Below are 15,516 nucleotides of genomic sequence, written 5' to 3'. Positions count from 1 at the left end.
CTCTGAGTCTTGAAGTGGGGTCTTACTGCCCGTTAGACTGCGATAAAATCAGAATCTGATAGATTGACGTGAGGTTCCAATTCTCTCATAAAGTTAAAGTGCTTTGATTCTGTTAGAAAAAAGTATAGCGCATTTCAGTAAAGAAAGTGTGTCGCTTTCTGTATGCAAAAAGATAGAAATTTTCCCTATTCCCAACGGATTTTGTCATTATTTTTCTATTCATTGCACTCCTTTTTTCACTGGGTGTGATTTATATCACATTTTTTGTTTTGATTATCAACTATAATGACAGTGAAAATATTAAAAAGGAGTTTTGCTGATATGCTAGACACAAAAACAATCGAAATTATTAAAAGCACTGTACCTGTACTTGAAAAACATGGTGAAGATATTACGAAAACCTTCTATAAACTGATGTTTACAAATCACCCTGAACTGCTGAACATTTTCAATCACGCTAATCAAAAACAGGGACGTCAGCAAAAAGCACTTGCAAATTCAGTATATGCTGCGGCTAAATATATCGATAACCTCGAAGCTATTATTCCGGTTGTCACACAAATCGCACATAAACACAGATCATTAGGAATTAAACCTGAACATTATCCAATTGTGGGAGAACACTTAATTCTTGCAATTAAGGAAGTACTGCAGGAGGCAGCAACTGAAGAAATTATTGATGCTTGGGTTAAAGCATATGGTGTAATAGCTGATGCATTCATCGGATTGGAAAAAAACCTTTATGAGGATGCAGCACATAAGCCAGGAGGCTGGAATGACTTCAGAACTTTCACTGTGGCTAAAAAGGTGAAAGAAAGTGATGTGATTACATCCTTCTACTTTACACCGGCTGATGGAGGAAATATTTCCGGTTACCTTCCGGGTCAATATATTAGTGTGAAATTAACGATTCCAGGTGAAGAATACACACATATTCGCCAATACAGCCTGTCTGATTCCCCGGAAAAATCTTATTACCGGATTTCTGTTAAGAAAGAAGAAGGCTACTCTGAAAAGCCGGACGGAAAGGTTTCCAGCTATCTTCATAATGACCTTAACGAAGGCGATCAGATAGAGATTAGTGCTCCTGCTGGAGAATTTGTTCTGGAGAATGTGGATAAGCCTGTAGTTCTGCTTAGCGGCGGGGTAGGCATTACACCAATGCACAGCATGCTGCGTCATCTTGATGCAGCAGGAGTAAATCATGAAACTATTTTTGTTCATGCTGCACTTAATGGAAATGTACATGCATTTACCGGTGAAGTTCAGGAGATTGAAAAGAATAATCCCTTAGTTAAAACATATTTCTGCTATGAAAAGCCAACAGATAGAGATAAAACAGAAAAAGTATACAGCAAAGAAGGCTATATTACTACTGAGTGGTTAAAAACAATCGTGCCAAATAAAGAAAGTATGGTTTATATGTGCGGTCCAGTTCCTTTCATGCAGGCTATGTATGAAGCATTACTTGGTGCAGGTTTTAAAAAGGAAAATATCCGCTATGAATTCTTCGGGCCATCAATGCAATTAAAGGAAACTCAATCAGTTTAAAAATTTAATAAGCATGGCTCATCACTTTGAGCCGTGCTTAAATGTGTAAAAACTTTGATGACAATTGTAAAAACACCTGGAATCGAGCTGATTCCAGGTGTTTTTTCATTCATATATTATCTTCTGCGGTTACGATTGCGAAGGAACGTCGGGATATCCAACGTTTCTTCCGGCTGATGAGATTGGCTGCTTCTTACAGTTTCCTGTGGAGCTTCCTCTCTCTTTGGCTCACGCTTCATAGCTGTTCCCATATTTGGAGCAGACTTAGGCTGTCCAAATGATGGCCTCATAGGCTTAGGCTGGATCACTTCTTCATTAAATCCCGTTGCAATGACCGTCACTACGATCTCATCTTTAAGATTTTCATTTATAACAGAACCGAAGATCATATTTACGTCCTGATCTGATGCCGAAGCAACAATGTCAGCAGCTTCCTGTACTTCATAAAGGCTTAGATTCGACCCGCCGGTAATATTCATTAAGACGCCTTGTGCGCCATCAATGGATGTCTCGAGTAAAGGAGATGAAATCGCCTTTTTCGCGGCTTCTGCTGCACGGTTTTCTCCTGCAGCAACACCAATTCCCATTAGGGCTGAACCTTTATTTGACATGATTGTCTTCACATCTGCAAAGTCAAGGTTAATTAATCCCGGGACAGCGATTAAATCGGAAATACCCTGAACACCCTGGCGAAGAACATTATCCGCTTCGCGGAATGCTTCAAGCATTGGCGTACTTTTATCAACGATTTCTAATAGCCTGTCGTTTGGAATCACGATCAGTGTATCAACCGCTTCCTTCATAGCAGCAATTCCGCCGGCTGCCTGAGTGGAACGCTTGCGGCCTTCAAAGGTGAAAGGGCGCGTAACAACACCGACAGTAAGAGCACCCAAATCGCGTGCAATCTGGGCGATTACTGGAGCCGCTCCGGTTCCAGTTCCTCCTCCCATACCAGCAGTAACAAATACCATATCCGCACCTTTAAGTGCTTCTTCTACCTGCTCTTTACTTTCTTCTGCTGCTTTTTTGCCTACCTCAGGGTTGGCACCAGCTCCAAGCCCTCTTGTAAGCTTGCCTCCGATTTGCATTTTCACTTCTGCTTTTGATAAATTCAGCGCCTGTGCATCCGTGTTAACTGCAATAAACTCGACACCTTGAACACCATGCTCAATCATTCTGTTTACTGCATTGTTACCGCCGCCTCCAACGCCGATGACTTTTATAGTTGCTAATGAATCCAAATTTGTATCAAATTCCAACATGACTTATCCTCCTAATTCGTCGACATTCCTAAGAACACCCTTATTTGATTCGCTTTTTAACGCACTCCCATAATGGGGCTGCAGTGCTTTTTCTATCCGCCGTATGGCTTTCGATTCCGTTTCCCTAACCCTTGCGAATCAAATCAAGTTATTCGAAAAAGTATCCGAGGAACTTTTTAACTCTTGATGTGATCTTTTCTTCCGGCTGTTTTTCCGGCTTTGTTTTTGGTTGCGGTTGCGGTTTTTGCACTCGGTTTTCTTTTGCTTCAGGGACAGTCACTGGCTGCTCCATTTTTCTGCCCTGTATTTTAGCATTCTTATATGCGAACTTAATCAATCCAACTGCAGTTGTGTACTGCGGTTCCCTTACTCCAATATAATCTGGAATTGCAATGCGGACTCTGTTTTGGAAAACATCCTGTGCCAGTTCAAGGATCCCCTGAGTGTTCGCAACACCCCCAGATAATACATAGCCGCCAGGAAGATCTTTTGCACCAATACGTTTCACTTCGTGCTGGATAAGATCAAAAATCTCCTCCATTCGCGCTTCTATAATATCTGAAATCTCCAGCTGATTAAATTGCTGATGCTGATCACTTCCAATGATGGGCACACTGAATACCTCATCTTCGGATGCATGATCATAGAACGCATAGCCATACTTTGTTTTAATTTTTTCTGCATCATCTGTAGAAGTACGGAGTCCGATTGACAAGTCTTTTGTAATATGGTCTCCACCTACAGGAAGGACACTGGTTGCCTTTAAATAACCATTTTCGAATATGGCAATGGTTGTGGAGCCGCCGCCAATATCAACAAGTGCAACTCCAAGATTTTTCTCATCCTTGGATAATGCGAATGCACCTGCCGCAAGAGGCTGTAGTGTAATATCCATGATTTCAAGGCCAGCGCGTTCCACACAGCGCAGTGTGTTATGTAAAATCGTTTTTGATCCGGTAATAATGGTGCCTTCCATTTCCAGGCGCACACCAATCATTCCTCGGGGATCACTGATCTCGTCCAATCCGTCGACAATAAACTGTTTTGGAATGACATCGATGATATCCCTTTCCGGCGGGATCGATACAACTTGTGCCGCATCTATAACTCTAGCAACATCCTCGTCTGTTATTTCCCTATTTTCACTAGAGACCGCGACAACACCATGGGATGGCTGAAGCATAACATGATTGCCTGTTATTCCCACAATCACATTTTTTATTTCCATACCTATCATTCTCTCAGCCTGTTCGATTGCCTTTTTAATAGAATGAACTGTTTCGTCTATATCAACAATAGAGCCCTTGCGCAGCCCCTCTGAATGTACATTGCCAACACCAATAATATTTAAAGAGTCATTGACCATTTCCCCAATGATTACTTTTACACTGGATGTACCGATGTCAAGACTAACATATATTTCATTGCTGTTCATTCTCTGGCACCTCCTTTTTTTGCTATTCCGAATATTGAACAACAATAATTTTTTGCTGTTATTTGTTTTAATAAGTTAGTTTATCTATAAAATTATTCGTCAAAACTAATATTTTCCCTTTTTTAAATATCATTTTTTTCTGTTTTTTCTCTGTTTTGAGACCATTTTGCAATTAATATTCTTCTGATGACCGCAATATTCTGGAATAGCCTGACCCCAAAAGCAAATACTGCTGCTAAATACAAGTCTACACCAAGATGCACACCCAGAAAAGCTAAACTTGCTGCCAGCAGGATGTTAAAAAAGAAACCGGAAACGAAAACTTTTTCATCATAAATGTTTTGAAGCTGCGCCCGAATCCCGCCGAATAGAGTATCCAATGCAGCAAGAACAGCAATGGACAGATAATTCGAGTATTCATCCGGCACTTTTATATCTGTCATAAGTCCAAGTATCACACCTATGATCAATCCTAAAACGGGAAGCCACATTATGATTTGCCTCCTTCATCAGGTTTCACAGGCTCCATATATCTGATTCTCAACGCCTCGTCATATGCAGGAACAGTAATTGGCTCTGCAGACTTTTCCACCTTTACCCGAAGATTGTCAATGAAGAATTCTTCTGCAGATTTTGATACCTGCATGCGGTTAAAAAGCTTCTCTGCAGATTGAACATTCTCAGTGATTACTTTCACTTCAATAGGCAAGGATTTTAAGGCATAACCGTCTATCATGGTCTCCCTGTTAATGTCCCTTATGACGGTAGTGTTGATGACCCTTCTGCCTCCAATAGATATGTGCATGGCATCATACATATTTAACTCGTTTACCAGTCGCTTAAGTAAATCAGGGGAAACAGAATCAGCCTGCTTGCCCAGGAGCAGCTCCTCATGCACCGGTTCTATGGTTAAGATTATGCCAGGTCCCGTCACTTCACTTAATCCGGCTTCCATTTTTAATTCCTTCAGTGTCTCACGAAGCACTTGTTCTTTGCTTTGTTTGCGCTTTGTTTCATATTGGGCAATTTTCTCTTCGTTTGAACTGATTTCACGCAAAAGTTTTAATTGCAGTTCTTTTTCTTTAAGGATGTCAGCTCTAAGCTCCCACGTATCTCTCGTATCACGGACAGCCGGTTCCTTAACTGTTTGAAACTGTATGGCAATCATAAAGCCAATTACAACTGTTATAAAGGTAAAGCTTAACTTCTTTTTGCTGTCCACTTTAATTCCACCTTGCTTTCCCGAATAAATTATTCTGTGGACAAATTTTATACGAATGCTGGTTTGGCTTTACGAACCCAGTAATGGTTCAATGATAATTTCGCCCTTTTCCTCTAAAGTGAATTGGATGTTTTCATCTACCAATGTATCTTTCACCCCGCCTGTGAGATTCAGAGCTGACGAAAGAACTTCGGCATCACCAATGGCAGTAATGACAAAAGGGGCAGGATGCTGATAGCCGTCTACTTCTATCACAGGCCCATTGCATACAATATATGAACTATGCGACAGCCTCTGCCCGTTTATGGCAACTGCGGAAGCACCGGAAATATAGAGCTCATTAATTACTTTAAAGACATGGTGTTCATGTACAATATAATTATTAATGTTATCTTCATCAGGATCATAATCGCCATCTGCAAGAGTAACTTCAACACCCGGGCCCTTTACTTTAACTTTTCCAAGATGCATCCGGTACTTTTCAGCATCCTCGGCTAGATTAAAATAAACCTGTGCTTCCTGTGAAAGCTCCTTTTCAATATCAAGAACGTTTTCCTGCTTTTGATTTAATTCTTTTTGAAGAGCTCTGTTTTTTTCCTCCAGTTCAACAAGCTGATTACGGAGCTCCAGGTCTCTTTCCCATTGCTTCCCGCTTAATGCCGGCTTTTCTTCTTCTCCCTGTGTAAGGTGATAGGAAAAAGCCATCATGTAACCCAGAACGAGAAAGACCAGGGAGAATATTACATGATTACCCTTCACCTTCATTTTCTTCTTCAATCTCTTCAGCTCCCTCTTTTTCATAAGCTTTAAAATAAGAGCCTACTTCCAAGTCAATGACTCCCTTTTTTTCGGGATCCAGCTGGCTTATGATAGAAGGGTAGTGTGCCATTTTTTCTGAAAAACTTCTTAGTGTAGCGCTGACTTCAAAACCATCATTCATATACAAAGTAATATGATTGGAATCTGTCTTTTTTGGAGAGTGGTGGACTTCTGAAATTGAATTTAATACCTCTTCGGGCAGTGTTTCCAGTTCTCCGATCATCATATCAAGGATGTCACCCTCAGAAAAGCCATTTAGGATTGGTGCGTTAACAGGGATCTCTGCAGCTTTTTCATCCTTTAATATGCTCCCATTCTCCATTACAGGAAGGTAGTGCTTCTCTTTCGCTATGTAGGCAATGCGCTTTAATTCATCTACCTGTATAATGATTGTGCTTGGCAGCTGAATCTTAACAGTTGAAGATTTTATTTCAGGCAGCTCTTTAAGCTTACCCTCCATACCCTCTTCATCAACCTTCCAAATATTTGTTTTTTCAGTAACACCGCTGATTTGGATAATTTCTTCTTTATCATAAATTGAATTGCCGGATACTTTAATTTGTTTAATATGGCTTAAGGGCGATTGAAAGTAGATAACTAAAACAATCAGCGAGAAAAAAAGCAGCAGCAAAAAGATCAGCCTTCTGTTCGCTTTCTTTTTTCTTTGCTGCTTAAGCTTCGGGATTCGATCCTCAAGCGAGACAACCTTACTTTTCTCCACATTTATCACCCCATCAAGAAAAGCGCAAGGACAATAAATTAAATTAATCAAATGGCTTGTCCAGCACAATTTATGCAATTAAAAAATTAGGGAAGAGAACGGCATGTGAAACATGCCGTTAACACTGCATATACTGTTATCTAATTAATCATTATATCACAATAAATGGTATCTGTGAGGTATTATTTCCCGTTACTTTCGACCGATTATTTCCACTTCTGTCTCCATTTTTACTCCGTACATATCAAAGATTGTATCCTTAATATGCTGAATAAGCGCCAGGACATCTTCCGCTTTTGCATCTCCTGCATTCACGATGAAATTCCCATGCATATTGGAAATTTGAGCACCTCCAATGGAGTGGCCTTTCAAGCCGGCTTTCTCAATGAGATGACCGGCATATTCAGGGAGCGGGTTACGGAAAATACTGCCTGCACATGGGAAGTTCCAAGGCTGAGTTTCCTTCCTGTAATCCTTATTCTTTTGCATAGCGGAGGATATTTTTTCCCGGTCTCCCTCTGTAAGCTGAAAAACGGCCTCAAGAACAATTCCTGGACGCTTCTTTTGAAGAACGGAGGTTCTATAAGAAAATTCCATTTCCTCATTCGTGAGCCAGCCCATTTTCCCATCCTCAAAAAGAACATGTGCCTTGGTCAGAATTTGCGAAATATCTGAACCGTGAGCACCAGCGTTCATATAAACTGCTCCGCCTACCGACCCGGGAATCCCGCTGGCAAACTCAAGTCCTGACAAGCCTTTTTTACTGATTATGGTGGAGAGAGCTACCAATGAATAACCGCCGCCAGCTTTCAGCTCTGTTCCATTAAGATCCATGTGGTCCATGCCGCGGCCCAATTTAATGACCACGCCTTCTATGCCGCCATCAGATACGAGCAGATTCGATCCTCTTCCAATCGCTCTCCAGTTCAATTCAAATTGACGGATCAATTCCATCGCTTTTGCCAGGTTTTCTATGGAAGAAGGCTCAATAAACAAATCGGCGGGACCGCCAATCTTCATTGTTGTATGATTAGCCATTGGTTCATTTTCTTTGATTGTTCCAATGTTTAATTCTCTAAGTTTGCTGATAAATCCGTCCATATTTACCTCCCTTTCTATTGATTTCAACCTAAATTTATTTATTCTATGCAAATTAACGATTCAGGGCTACTTTCCGCTATCTGAAACCAATTCTGCCATTAGTTTGTAAAGTCTATTTGATGCATCCCGGATTCCAAGTTTTCTCGAAGCTTCCTTCATGCTATCCATTTTATCTTTATCGAGAATAATTCGGTCAATGCTATCAATAAGTTTTTTGCCTGTTAATTCTTTTTCAAGCAATAGCTCTGCAGCACCATGGTCACTAAGCGCTCTTGCATTTTTCTCCTGGTGGTTATTTGTTACATACGGGCTCGGGATTAATATGCTTGGAATGCCTAAAGAAGTTATTTCTGCCAATGTGGTGGCTCCTGCACGTGATACGACAAGGCTGGCTCCGGCCAGCACTTCTGGCATATTGTGAATAAATGGTTTGATAATTACGTTTTCAGGATTTCCCACAAGCTCTACTTCTTTTTGCACATCCTCATAGTGCACATCACCTGTAATATAAAGAACCTGATATGGCTTTTCACCAAGCTCAGCCAGTGTTTTTAATACTGCATCATTTATCGGCCTTGCTCCTCTGCTGCCGCCAAAAATTAACACAGCAGGAACTCCTGTCTTTAATCCTGCAGATAGCCTTCCCCTGATTCCATCCTGTCCCAAAACCTCTGATGCACGCGGATTCCCTGTCATGACGGTTTTAGTTTCCGGAAAAAAAGCCTTTGCTTCTTCAAAACAAACTGCAATTTTATCTACATATCTGCTTAAGAATTTATTGGTTAATCCAGGGACACTGTTTTGCTCATGAATTATGGTTGGGATCCCAAGCTTGGAAGCAGCATATACAACAGGTCCGCATACATATCCGCCTGTACCGATGACAACATCTGCCTTAAATTCCTTAAGCATCATTTTGCTGTCACGAACGCCTTTCAGGAACCTTAAGACAGTTTTCACATTATCCAAGGAGATTTTTCTTTTAAAACCGGTTATATGTATTGAGTTAAAAGGGATATTTTCACGATTCACAATCGTGTTTTCAAGCCCTTTTTCAGTTCCAATATATAAAAATTCAGCATCCTTATGTTCTTTCTGAATTTGTCTTATAAGCGCAAGTGCCGGATATATATGACCGCCAGTTCCTCCGCCGCTAACAGCAATTTTCATTCTTTCACCTCATAAAAGAGTTATAATCTATAGCATTCATTTGTTAAGCCTCGGTAAATATTTATAAAGGGCCATAGCGTGTTGGAGTGCAAACACTCCCCCTCATTTCCCTATTCTACTATATTCAAAACAAATAGATAGGAACGAACATCATAATGTTAAAGAAATGTAATAATGTGCAAAATTGCAAAGAAGTTTGATAATTTAGCGTGCCGGATTTGTTATTGCTTCCAAAAAAGAAACCCTGCTTCACAGGGTTTCCTAAAATGCATGTTATAAATGCGCTAGTACCTTGCATATCTGCTAATATTAAGCAGAACCCCTATAGCCATTAGCATCAGTGTCAGGGAAGATCCCCCGTAGCTCAGAAATGGAAGCGTGATGCCCGTAACAGGCATCAGACCTGTTACAACCCCGATGTTGATCATTACCTGAATAGCGACCATTGCTATAATCCCAACAGCCAAAAAACTCCCATATAAATCAGGGGCGCCAAGAGCTATGCGGATGCCTCGCCATAAGAGAAGGGCAAATAACAATATGACAAAAGATCCGCCAATAAACCCAAGTTCCTCAGCTAAAATGGCAAAAATGAAATCTGTCTGCGGTTCAGGAAGATAGAAAAACTTTTGTCTGCTCTGTCCCAGACCAAGGCCGAACAGCCCTCCAGGCCCAATTGCATATAAGGATTGGATAATCTGGAAACCGCTTCCCAGCGGGTCCTCCCATGGGTCAAGAAAGGATGTAATCCTCTTTATTCTGTAAGGGGCTGACAGAACCAGTGCCACAAATCCGGCCAGACCTGCAGCGGCAAACCAGACAAAGTGGCTGATTCTGGCCCCTGCAATGAAAATCATGACAACACAGGTACCCACCATTACAGTTCCAGTCCCTAAATCAGGCTGCAGCATAATTAATCCAAATGCTAGAAACACCAGCCCTAAAGATGGTACAAGACCTTTTCGGAAAGAAGTGATCAGCTTTTGTTTTTCGGAGAGGAATTTTGCCATAAACACAATCATGGCAAGCTTCATAAACTCCGAAGGCTGTATGGAAAATGCACCAACGCCAATCCAGCTCCTGGAACCGTTTCGCACATTGCCTACGCCCGGAACCAGCACCAGTAGCAAAAGCACAAAACAGATGATAATTAACACTTTTGCCCAAGTTCTCCAGGTCCAGTAATCCACATTCATAATAAAAAACATCGCAATAATTCCGACTCCGGCAAAAAGCATTTGCCTTTTCGCAAAAAAGAAAGAATCGTCAAATTTATAATCTGCCCAAATTGCACTGGCACTGTATACCATAGTCAATCCTACAGCAAGCAGCGTTAAAGTGACGATCATTAATATAAAATCGGGAGTGGTTTTTTTAGCCGGCAACGAAAACACCTCGAATGCAAGTTTTAGGGCTGTCAAGTAGAATAATATACCCTGCCGAAATAAGCTTACCCGCTTTCAGGCAGTCTATTGTTTCTTTTTTATAGCTCTAAATGCCACGCGAGGAAGATGAATGCCTTTGCTGAAAGTTTCTTAGTCCCGCAGACAAGCCCTTAACTAAGTTTATGCACCGCATCTATAAACATGTCTCCCCGAACCTCAAAAGTTTTATATTGGTCCCAGCTTGCACAGGCAGGAGAAAGCAGAATCACATCTCCCGGCTCCGAAAGCTTGAAGGCTGCTGGTACGGCGTTTTCAACATTATCGACACGCTCAATTGTTTTTATTCCCGCTTCCATTGCTGCTTTTTCAATCTTTTCAGCAGTTTGGCCAAAGGTTACCAGAGCCTTTACCTTTTTAAGAGATGGAATGAGTTCATCAAAGCTATTTCCGCGGTCAAGACCTCCTGCAAGAAGAAGAACAGGCTGATCAAATGCTGCGACTGCATTCTTCGTTGCAAGGATGTTCGTTGCTTTAGAATCATTATAAAATTTCCTATTTTGATATTCCCCAACATATTGCAGGCGGTGCTTTACACCTGTAAACGAGCTCAGAATCCGGCTGATGGCTTCATTCCCGACTCCTGTCAGCTTGGCAGCAGCCACTGACGAAAGGATATTTTCAAGGTTGTGCTCTCCTGGCAATGATACATCTTTTCTTTCCATCACTTGTTCATCATTAAAATAAATCCAGCCATCTTTAACATATGCACCTTCAGACAGGACTTTGGAAGTCGAAAAAGGAATGATCTGAGCCTTTGACCGGGCAGCACATTCCATTACTTTATCCTGGTCGGCATTGACAATGAAATAATCCTGTTCAGTCTGATTCATCGTTATGTTTGCTTTGGCTGCATGGTAATCTTCTCTTGTGCCATGGTAATCCAAATGGGCATCATATAAATTGGTTAAAATGGCAATTCTCGGCCTGAAATCCTGAATGCCCATCAGCTGAAACGATGAAAGCTCAATCACGATATTGTTTTCTTCCGCGGCATTCTGGGCAACTTCTGAAGCTACTGTACCAATATTTCCAGCTATCAGCGGCATCTTGCTCCCTGCCTGAAGCATTTCAAACACAAGAGTAGTCGTTGTCGTTTTTCCATTAGTGCCAGTAATCGCAATAAAAGGAGCTTCAGAAACCTGATAGGCAAGCTCCACTTCTGTAATAACCGGTATGCCCTTTTCAAGGGCTCCTTTTATCATTGGATTATGATAAGGTATACCGGGATTTTTCACAATCAGCTCAAACCCCTCTTCAAGAAGTTCAATGGGATGGCCACCGCAAATAACTGTAATCCCCTGCTCAAGCAGTGCTTGTGCTTCAGGATTTTCTGCAAGCGGCTTATAATCATTAACAGTCACAAATGCTCCAAGCTTATGTAAAAGGGAAGCTGCACTCACTCCGCTTTTCGCCAGCCCCAGTACTAATATTTTCTTATGTCTATAGCGATTGACTTCTTTCACTTACACCCACACCTCAATATAAATTCCTAAAATTGCAAACAATAACCCAACCGTCCAAAACGTAACAACAACCCGCCATTCTGACCAGCCTGCCAATTCATAATGATGGTGAAGCGGGCTCATGCGGAAAATCCGTCTGCCGGTGGTTTTAAAGGAGGCCACCTGTAGAATAACAGATAATGTTTCAATAACAAAAACCCCGCCGATAATAATCAGGATGATTTCAAGTTTTGTCAGGATGGCTATGGTCGCAATAGCACCGCCAAGAGCCAGTGAGCCCGTGTCTCCCATAAACACCTTTGCAGGATGGGCGTTAAAGACAAGGAAACCCAATACTGCTCCAACTACTGCTACAGAAAAAATGGATACTTCAAATTGGGATTGATTCCAGGCCAGTACTGCAAATGCTCCAAAAGCGATTGCGGCAGTCCCGGAGACAAGTCCATCAAGTCCATCTGTCAGATTGACAGCATTTGAGAATCCGACCAGCCAGAAAATAATAAATAAAACATACCCCCAGCCCAAATCAATCGAAATATCTGTCAGCGGAATATGTACCTCTGTTGAAAAGTCATTCTGCTTATAAACAAAATAAAAAATCACTGAAATAATAATCTGGCCCAGAAGCTTCTGTTTTGAAGTCAGGCCTAAATTACGCTTCAAAACCACTTTAATAAAATCATCCAGGAAACCGAGGAGTCCAAACCCCAGGGTAACCAGAAGCAGCAAATATGTTTCTACTGCAGGCTGTGAAAATTTACTGGTCATAAATAAAGTGGTCACCGTGACGGAAAGAAGAATCATAATCCCGCCCATTGTCGGAGTACCTGTCTTCTTCATATGGGATTTCGGGCCTTCTTCACGGATGCTTTGCCCAAATTTTAACCTTCTCAGGAAGGGAATAAATATGGGAGACAGCAATACCGTAATTAAAAAACCTGCCAATATTGTGAAAAAAATAACTTGCTCCATCATACTTATCCCCTCCTTTCGCGTTTGGCATTACCCGCAGTTTCCGCTAATCTTGCAGCCATTACAGCAATATCATATGTTGTTTCTTTTTCTTTAAGACTTTCTTCATTCGAAATAAGAAAATTAGTTGTGTTCATCTTTTCTTCTGCTTTACTTAATTTATTAATATATAATTCCATGATATCCTTTAAGCCTTTCGTTAAGTCGTTTGTATAAAAAATAGGGAAATGATTTGGGGTGTATGACGGCGTCTCGGCATTCTCATTCCAGATTGCAGCAACAGCCCCTCTTTCAATAGCTTCCTTCAGATTTCCGTCTTCCTCGTAAGGAATATAAATTCCTTTTGGCTGCAGGTCAGAAGAGGACGATGCCACGGTATGAAATTCCAGCTCATGATCCTTTATTCCTTTGGCAGCCGGAAACAATTCCGCTAAATCCTGATACGTCAAATACATTTTATCGCTCCTCTATAGCCTCTTTTGCCACCAGACGGTCATCAAAGTCAAAAACATGGCTGCCTACTATCTGATAGGTCTCATGACCTTTTCCTGCTATTAAGATAACGTCTCCTGCACTGGCATTTTTCACCGCATAGTGAATGGCTTCTTTTCGATCGACGATTATTTTATAACTTTCATCTTTTACTCCCTCTTCCATATCTCTCAGGATTTGGATTGGATCTTCACTTCTCGGATTATCTGAAGTGAAAATTGGGTCTGTACTGTACTGGCATGCAATTTCTGCCATTAACGGACGTTTGGATCTGTCTCTGTCTCCTCCGCAGCCCACGATGGCGAAAATGCGCTTCAGGGCAAATTGCTTTACCGTTTCCAGTGCATTTTTCAGACTGTCCGGTGTATGTGAATAATCAACAATCACAGAAAAATCCTGGCCTGCATCTACGGTTTCAAATCTGCCGGCAACTCCTTTAACTTCTTCTGCAGATTTAATGATTTGAGAGATTGATATGCCTGCAGCGATACCAGCACCAATACTTGCCAGTACATTATAGATGCTGAACTTTCCTATCATTTTTAAAGAAACTTTATGCTTCCCGAATGGGGAAATTAAGTCAAATTCCGTACCGGCAGCAGTCATTTGAATATTAATAGCCCGCAGATCAGCTTCCTGATCAATTCCGTAGGAAATGACATGAGCAGCTGTCGCTTTTTCATATTCTGCGGAGGCAGGGTCATCTGAATTTAAAATGGCATACTTCGGTTCTCCATGATTATAGGCGCTTCCAAGCTGGGCAAACAACAGCCCTTTTGCTCTCCTGTATTCATCCATCGTTTTATGATAATCCAGGTGATCCTGTGTCAGGTTCGTAAATACAGCTATATTAAAATCACAGCCATGAACACGGCCTTCAACAAGTGCATGAGAAGACACTTCCATTACAGCTGAATCCACACCTGCATCTGCCATTTTTCTAAATGTGCTTTGCAAAGTCAGGCTTTCAGGAGTAGTATTTTTCACTTCAAAAGTTTCATCGGCAATCTTCGTATACATCGTGCCAATTAAGCCGGTCTTCCTTCCTGCGTCTGCAAGAATCTTTTCAATTAAATGACTTGTTGTTGTTTTGCCATTAGTCCCTGTTATGCCAATTAAATGAAGCTGCTTGCTCGGCTGTCCATAAAAAGCATCAGCCAGCACGGCCATCGCCCGTTTTGTATTATTAACTACTATAACCGGGATATCTAAGTCCAGCTCTTTTTGGGCCACTATCGCTGCTGCGCCTTTTTCGGCAGCAGAAGCTGCAAAATCATGGCCATCCACCGTATAGCCCTCAATGCAAATAAACAGACTTCCAGGCAGAACTTTTCGGTTATCGTTAACAATCGCTGTGATTTCAGGGTTTTCCCCTTTATATGTCATATAAGGCTGTAAAAATCGCAGCAGTTTATGTAATTCCATCTTTACCATTCCTCTCATGTTAAAACAGAGCAAACTATTCCCTTATTTAATAAAACTGATCAGTATAAAGTGAAACTTCAATTAGTGGGGAGTGCTTTTTCCCCGCTAATTGTTAGTTGAACCAATCGGGCCTTTACGGGCAGTTTGACACCCGCTTAACTCAATTGATTCCTCTGAGTCTTGAAGTGGGGTCTTACTGCCCGTTAGACTGCGATAAAGTGAAACTTCAATCAGTGGGGGGTTTTCTTTTCCCCACTGATTGTTAGTTGAACCAATCGGGCCTTTACGGGCAGTTTGACACCCTTATCACCTTTGGTTCCGCTGAGTCTTGAAGTGGGGTCTTACTGCCCGTTAGACTGCGATAAAGTGAAACTTCAATTAGTGGGGAGTGCTTTTTCCCCGCTAATTGTTAGTTGAACCAATCGGGCCTTTACGGGC

14 protein-coding genes are annotated in these 15,516 nt (G+C 41.5%); 1 reads left to right on the top strand and 13 read right to left on the bottom strand.

All coding sequences use genetic code 11. The annotated features are described in order from the left end of the window. The first annotated feature begins 321 nt into the window (after window positions 1–321). A complete protein-coding gene (gene hmpA / locus ACTHRG_RS01090; protein WP_076255642.1) occupies window positions 322–1,551 on the top strand; it encodes an NO-inducible flavohemoprotein in 1,230 nt (409 codons plus the stop codon). 116 nt (window positions 1,552–1,667) lie between these two features. Here hmpA and ftsZ read toward each other — a convergent pair whose 3' ends face one another. From ftsZ to ACTHRG_RS01025, 13 genes are all read right to left on the bottom strand, one after another. After that, window positions 1,668–2,813, bottom strand: a complete 1,146-nt coding sequence (gene ftsZ / locus ACTHRG_RS01085; RefSeq protein ID WP_076255640.1) for a cell division protein FtsZ — start codon at window positions 2,811–2,813, stop codon at window positions 1,668–1,670. Window positions 2,814–2,961: 148 nt separating this feature from the next. After that, complete coding sequence (gene ftsA, locus ACTHRG_RS01080; RefSeq protein ID WP_076255638.1) at window positions 2,962–4,248, bottom strand: cell division protein FtsA; 1,287 nt, start codon at window positions 4,246–4,248, stop codon at window positions 2,962–2,964. A gap of 122 nt (window positions 4,249–4,370) precedes the next feature. Continuing rightward, window positions 4,371–4,739 (bottom strand): small basic family protein, encoded by a 369-nt coding sequence (locus ACTHRG_RS01075; RefSeq protein WP_019381715.1) that lies wholly within the window; start codon window positions 4,737–4,739, stop codon window positions 4,371–4,373. Then, a complete protein-coding gene (locus ACTHRG_RS01070) occupies window positions 4,739–5,470 on the bottom strand; it encodes a DUF881 domain-containing protein (RefSeq protein ID WP_076255636.1) in 732 nt (243 codons plus the stop codon). Before ACTHRG_RS01070 ends, ACTHRG_RS01075 begins: the two co-directional genes overlap by 1 nt. Window positions 5,471–5,539: 69 nt before the next feature. After that, window positions 5,540–6,271, bottom strand: a complete 732-nt coding sequence (locus tag ACTHRG_RS01065; RefSeq protein ID WP_076255633.1) for a DUF881 domain-containing protein — start codon at window positions 6,269–6,271, stop codon at window positions 5,540–5,542. After that, on the bottom strand, window positions 6,219–7,010 hold the full coding sequence (locus tag ACTHRG_RS01060) for a cell division protein FtsQ/DivIB (RefSeq protein ID WP_076255631.1): 792 nt from the start codon (window positions 7,008–7,010) through the stop codon (window positions 6,219–6,221). The genes ACTHRG_RS01065 and ACTHRG_RS01060 overlap by 53 nt, the downstream gene beginning before the upstream one ends. A gap of 192 nt (window positions 7,011–7,202) precedes the next feature. Next, on the bottom strand, window positions 7,203–8,111 hold the full coding sequence (murB, locus tag ACTHRG_RS01055) for a UDP-N-acetylmuramate dehydrogenase (RefSeq protein WP_076255628.1): 909 nt from the start codon (window positions 8,109–8,111) through the stop codon (window positions 7,203–7,205). A 66-nt stretch (window positions 8,112–8,177) separates the two neighbouring features. Continuing rightward, the gene (gene murG / locus ACTHRG_RS01050; RefSeq protein WP_076255626.1) at window positions 8,178–9,281 is read right to left on the bottom strand and encodes an undecaprenyldiphospho-muramoylpentapeptide beta-N-acetylglucosaminyltransferase; all 1,104 of its coding nucleotides are present in this window, start codon (window positions 9,279–9,281) and stop codon (window positions 8,178–8,180) included. Window positions 9,282–9,565: 284 nt separating this feature from the next. Then, window positions 9,566–10,666: a stage V sporulation protein E gene (gene spoVE / locus ACTHRG_RS01045; protein WP_048007890.1), complete on the bottom strand. Its 1,101-nt coding sequence runs from the start codon at window positions 10,664–10,666 to the stop codon at window positions 9,566–9,568. Between the two features lie 170 nt (window positions 10,667–10,836). After that, window positions 10,837–12,189, bottom strand: coding sequence for a UDP-N-acetylmuramoyl-L-alanine--D-glutamate ligase (gene murD / locus ACTHRG_RS01040; protein WP_440230433.1), 1,353 nt, complete (start codon window positions 12,187–12,189; stop codon window positions 10,837–10,839). Beyond that, on the bottom strand, window positions 12,190–13,164 hold the full coding sequence (gene mraY, locus ACTHRG_RS01035; RefSeq protein WP_076255622.1) for a phospho-N-acetylmuramoyl-pentapeptide-transferase: 975 nt from the start codon (window positions 13,162–13,164) through the stop codon (window positions 12,190–12,192). A 2-nt stretch (window positions 13,165–13,166) separates the two neighbouring features. Beyond that, window positions 13,167–13,616, bottom strand: coding sequence for a hypothetical protein (locus ACTHRG_RS01030; RefSeq protein ID WP_076255620.1), 450 nt, complete (start codon window positions 13,614–13,616; stop codon window positions 13,167–13,169). Between the two features lies 1 nt (window position 13,617). Further along, window positions 13,618–15,078, bottom strand: coding sequence for a UDP-N-acetylmuramoyl-L-alanyl-D-glutamate--2,6-diaminopimelate ligase (locus tag ACTHRG_RS01025; protein WP_076255619.1), 1,461 nt, complete (start codon window positions 15,076–15,078; stop codon window positions 13,618–13,620). Between the last annotated feature and the right edge of the window lie 438 nt (window positions 15,079–15,516).

The organism is Cytobacillus sp. SAFR-174, from assembly GCF_051964675.1.
GTDB lineage: Bacteria > Bacillota > Bacilli > Bacillales > Cytobacillaceae > Cytobacillus.
This window is presented reverse-complemented; position numbering and strand designations above follow the sequence as displayed.

What these genes read in the sequence shown, in the direction of transcription:
- hmpA (WP_076255642.1), top strand. Translation starts at nt 322, where the DNA reads ATGCTAGACACAAAAACAATCGAAATTATTAAAAGCACTGTACCTGTA.
- ftsZ (WP_076255640.1), bottom strand. Translation starts at nt 2,813, where the DNA reads ATGTTGGAATTTGATACAAATTTGGATTCATTAGCAACTATAAAAGTC.
- ftsA (WP_076255638.1), bottom strand. Translation starts at nt 4,248, where the DNA reads ATGAACAGCAATGAAATATATGTTAGTCTTGACATCGGTACATCCAGT.
- ACTHRG_RS01075 (WP_019381715.1), bottom strand. Translation starts at nt 4,739, where the DNA reads ATGTGGCTTCCCGTTTTAGGATTGATCATAGGTGTGATACTTGGACTT.
- ACTHRG_RS01065 (WP_076255633.1), bottom strand. Translation starts at nt 6,271, where the DNA reads ATGAAAAAGAGGGAGCTGAAGAGATTGAAGAAGAAAATGAAGGTGAAG.
- murB (WP_076255628.1), bottom strand. Translation starts at nt 8,111, where the DNA reads ATGGACGGATTTATCAGCAAACTTAGAGAATTAAACATTGGAACAATC.
- murG (WP_076255626.1), bottom strand. Translation starts at nt 9,281, where the DNA reads ATGAAAATTGCTGTTAGCGGCGGAGGAACTGGCGGTCATATATATCCG.
- mraY (WP_076255622.1), bottom strand. Translation starts at nt 13,164, where the DNA reads ATGATGGAGCAAGTTATTTTTTTCACAATATTGGCAGGTTTTTTAATT.
- ACTHRG_RS01030 (WP_076255620.1), bottom strand. Translation starts at nt 13,616, where the DNA reads ATGTATTTGACGTATCAGGATTTAGCGGAATTGTTTCCGGCTGCCAAA.
- ACTHRG_RS01025 (WP_076255619.1), bottom strand. Translation starts at nt 15,078, where the DNA reads ATGGAATTACATAAACTGCTGCGATTTTTACAGCCTTATATGACATAT.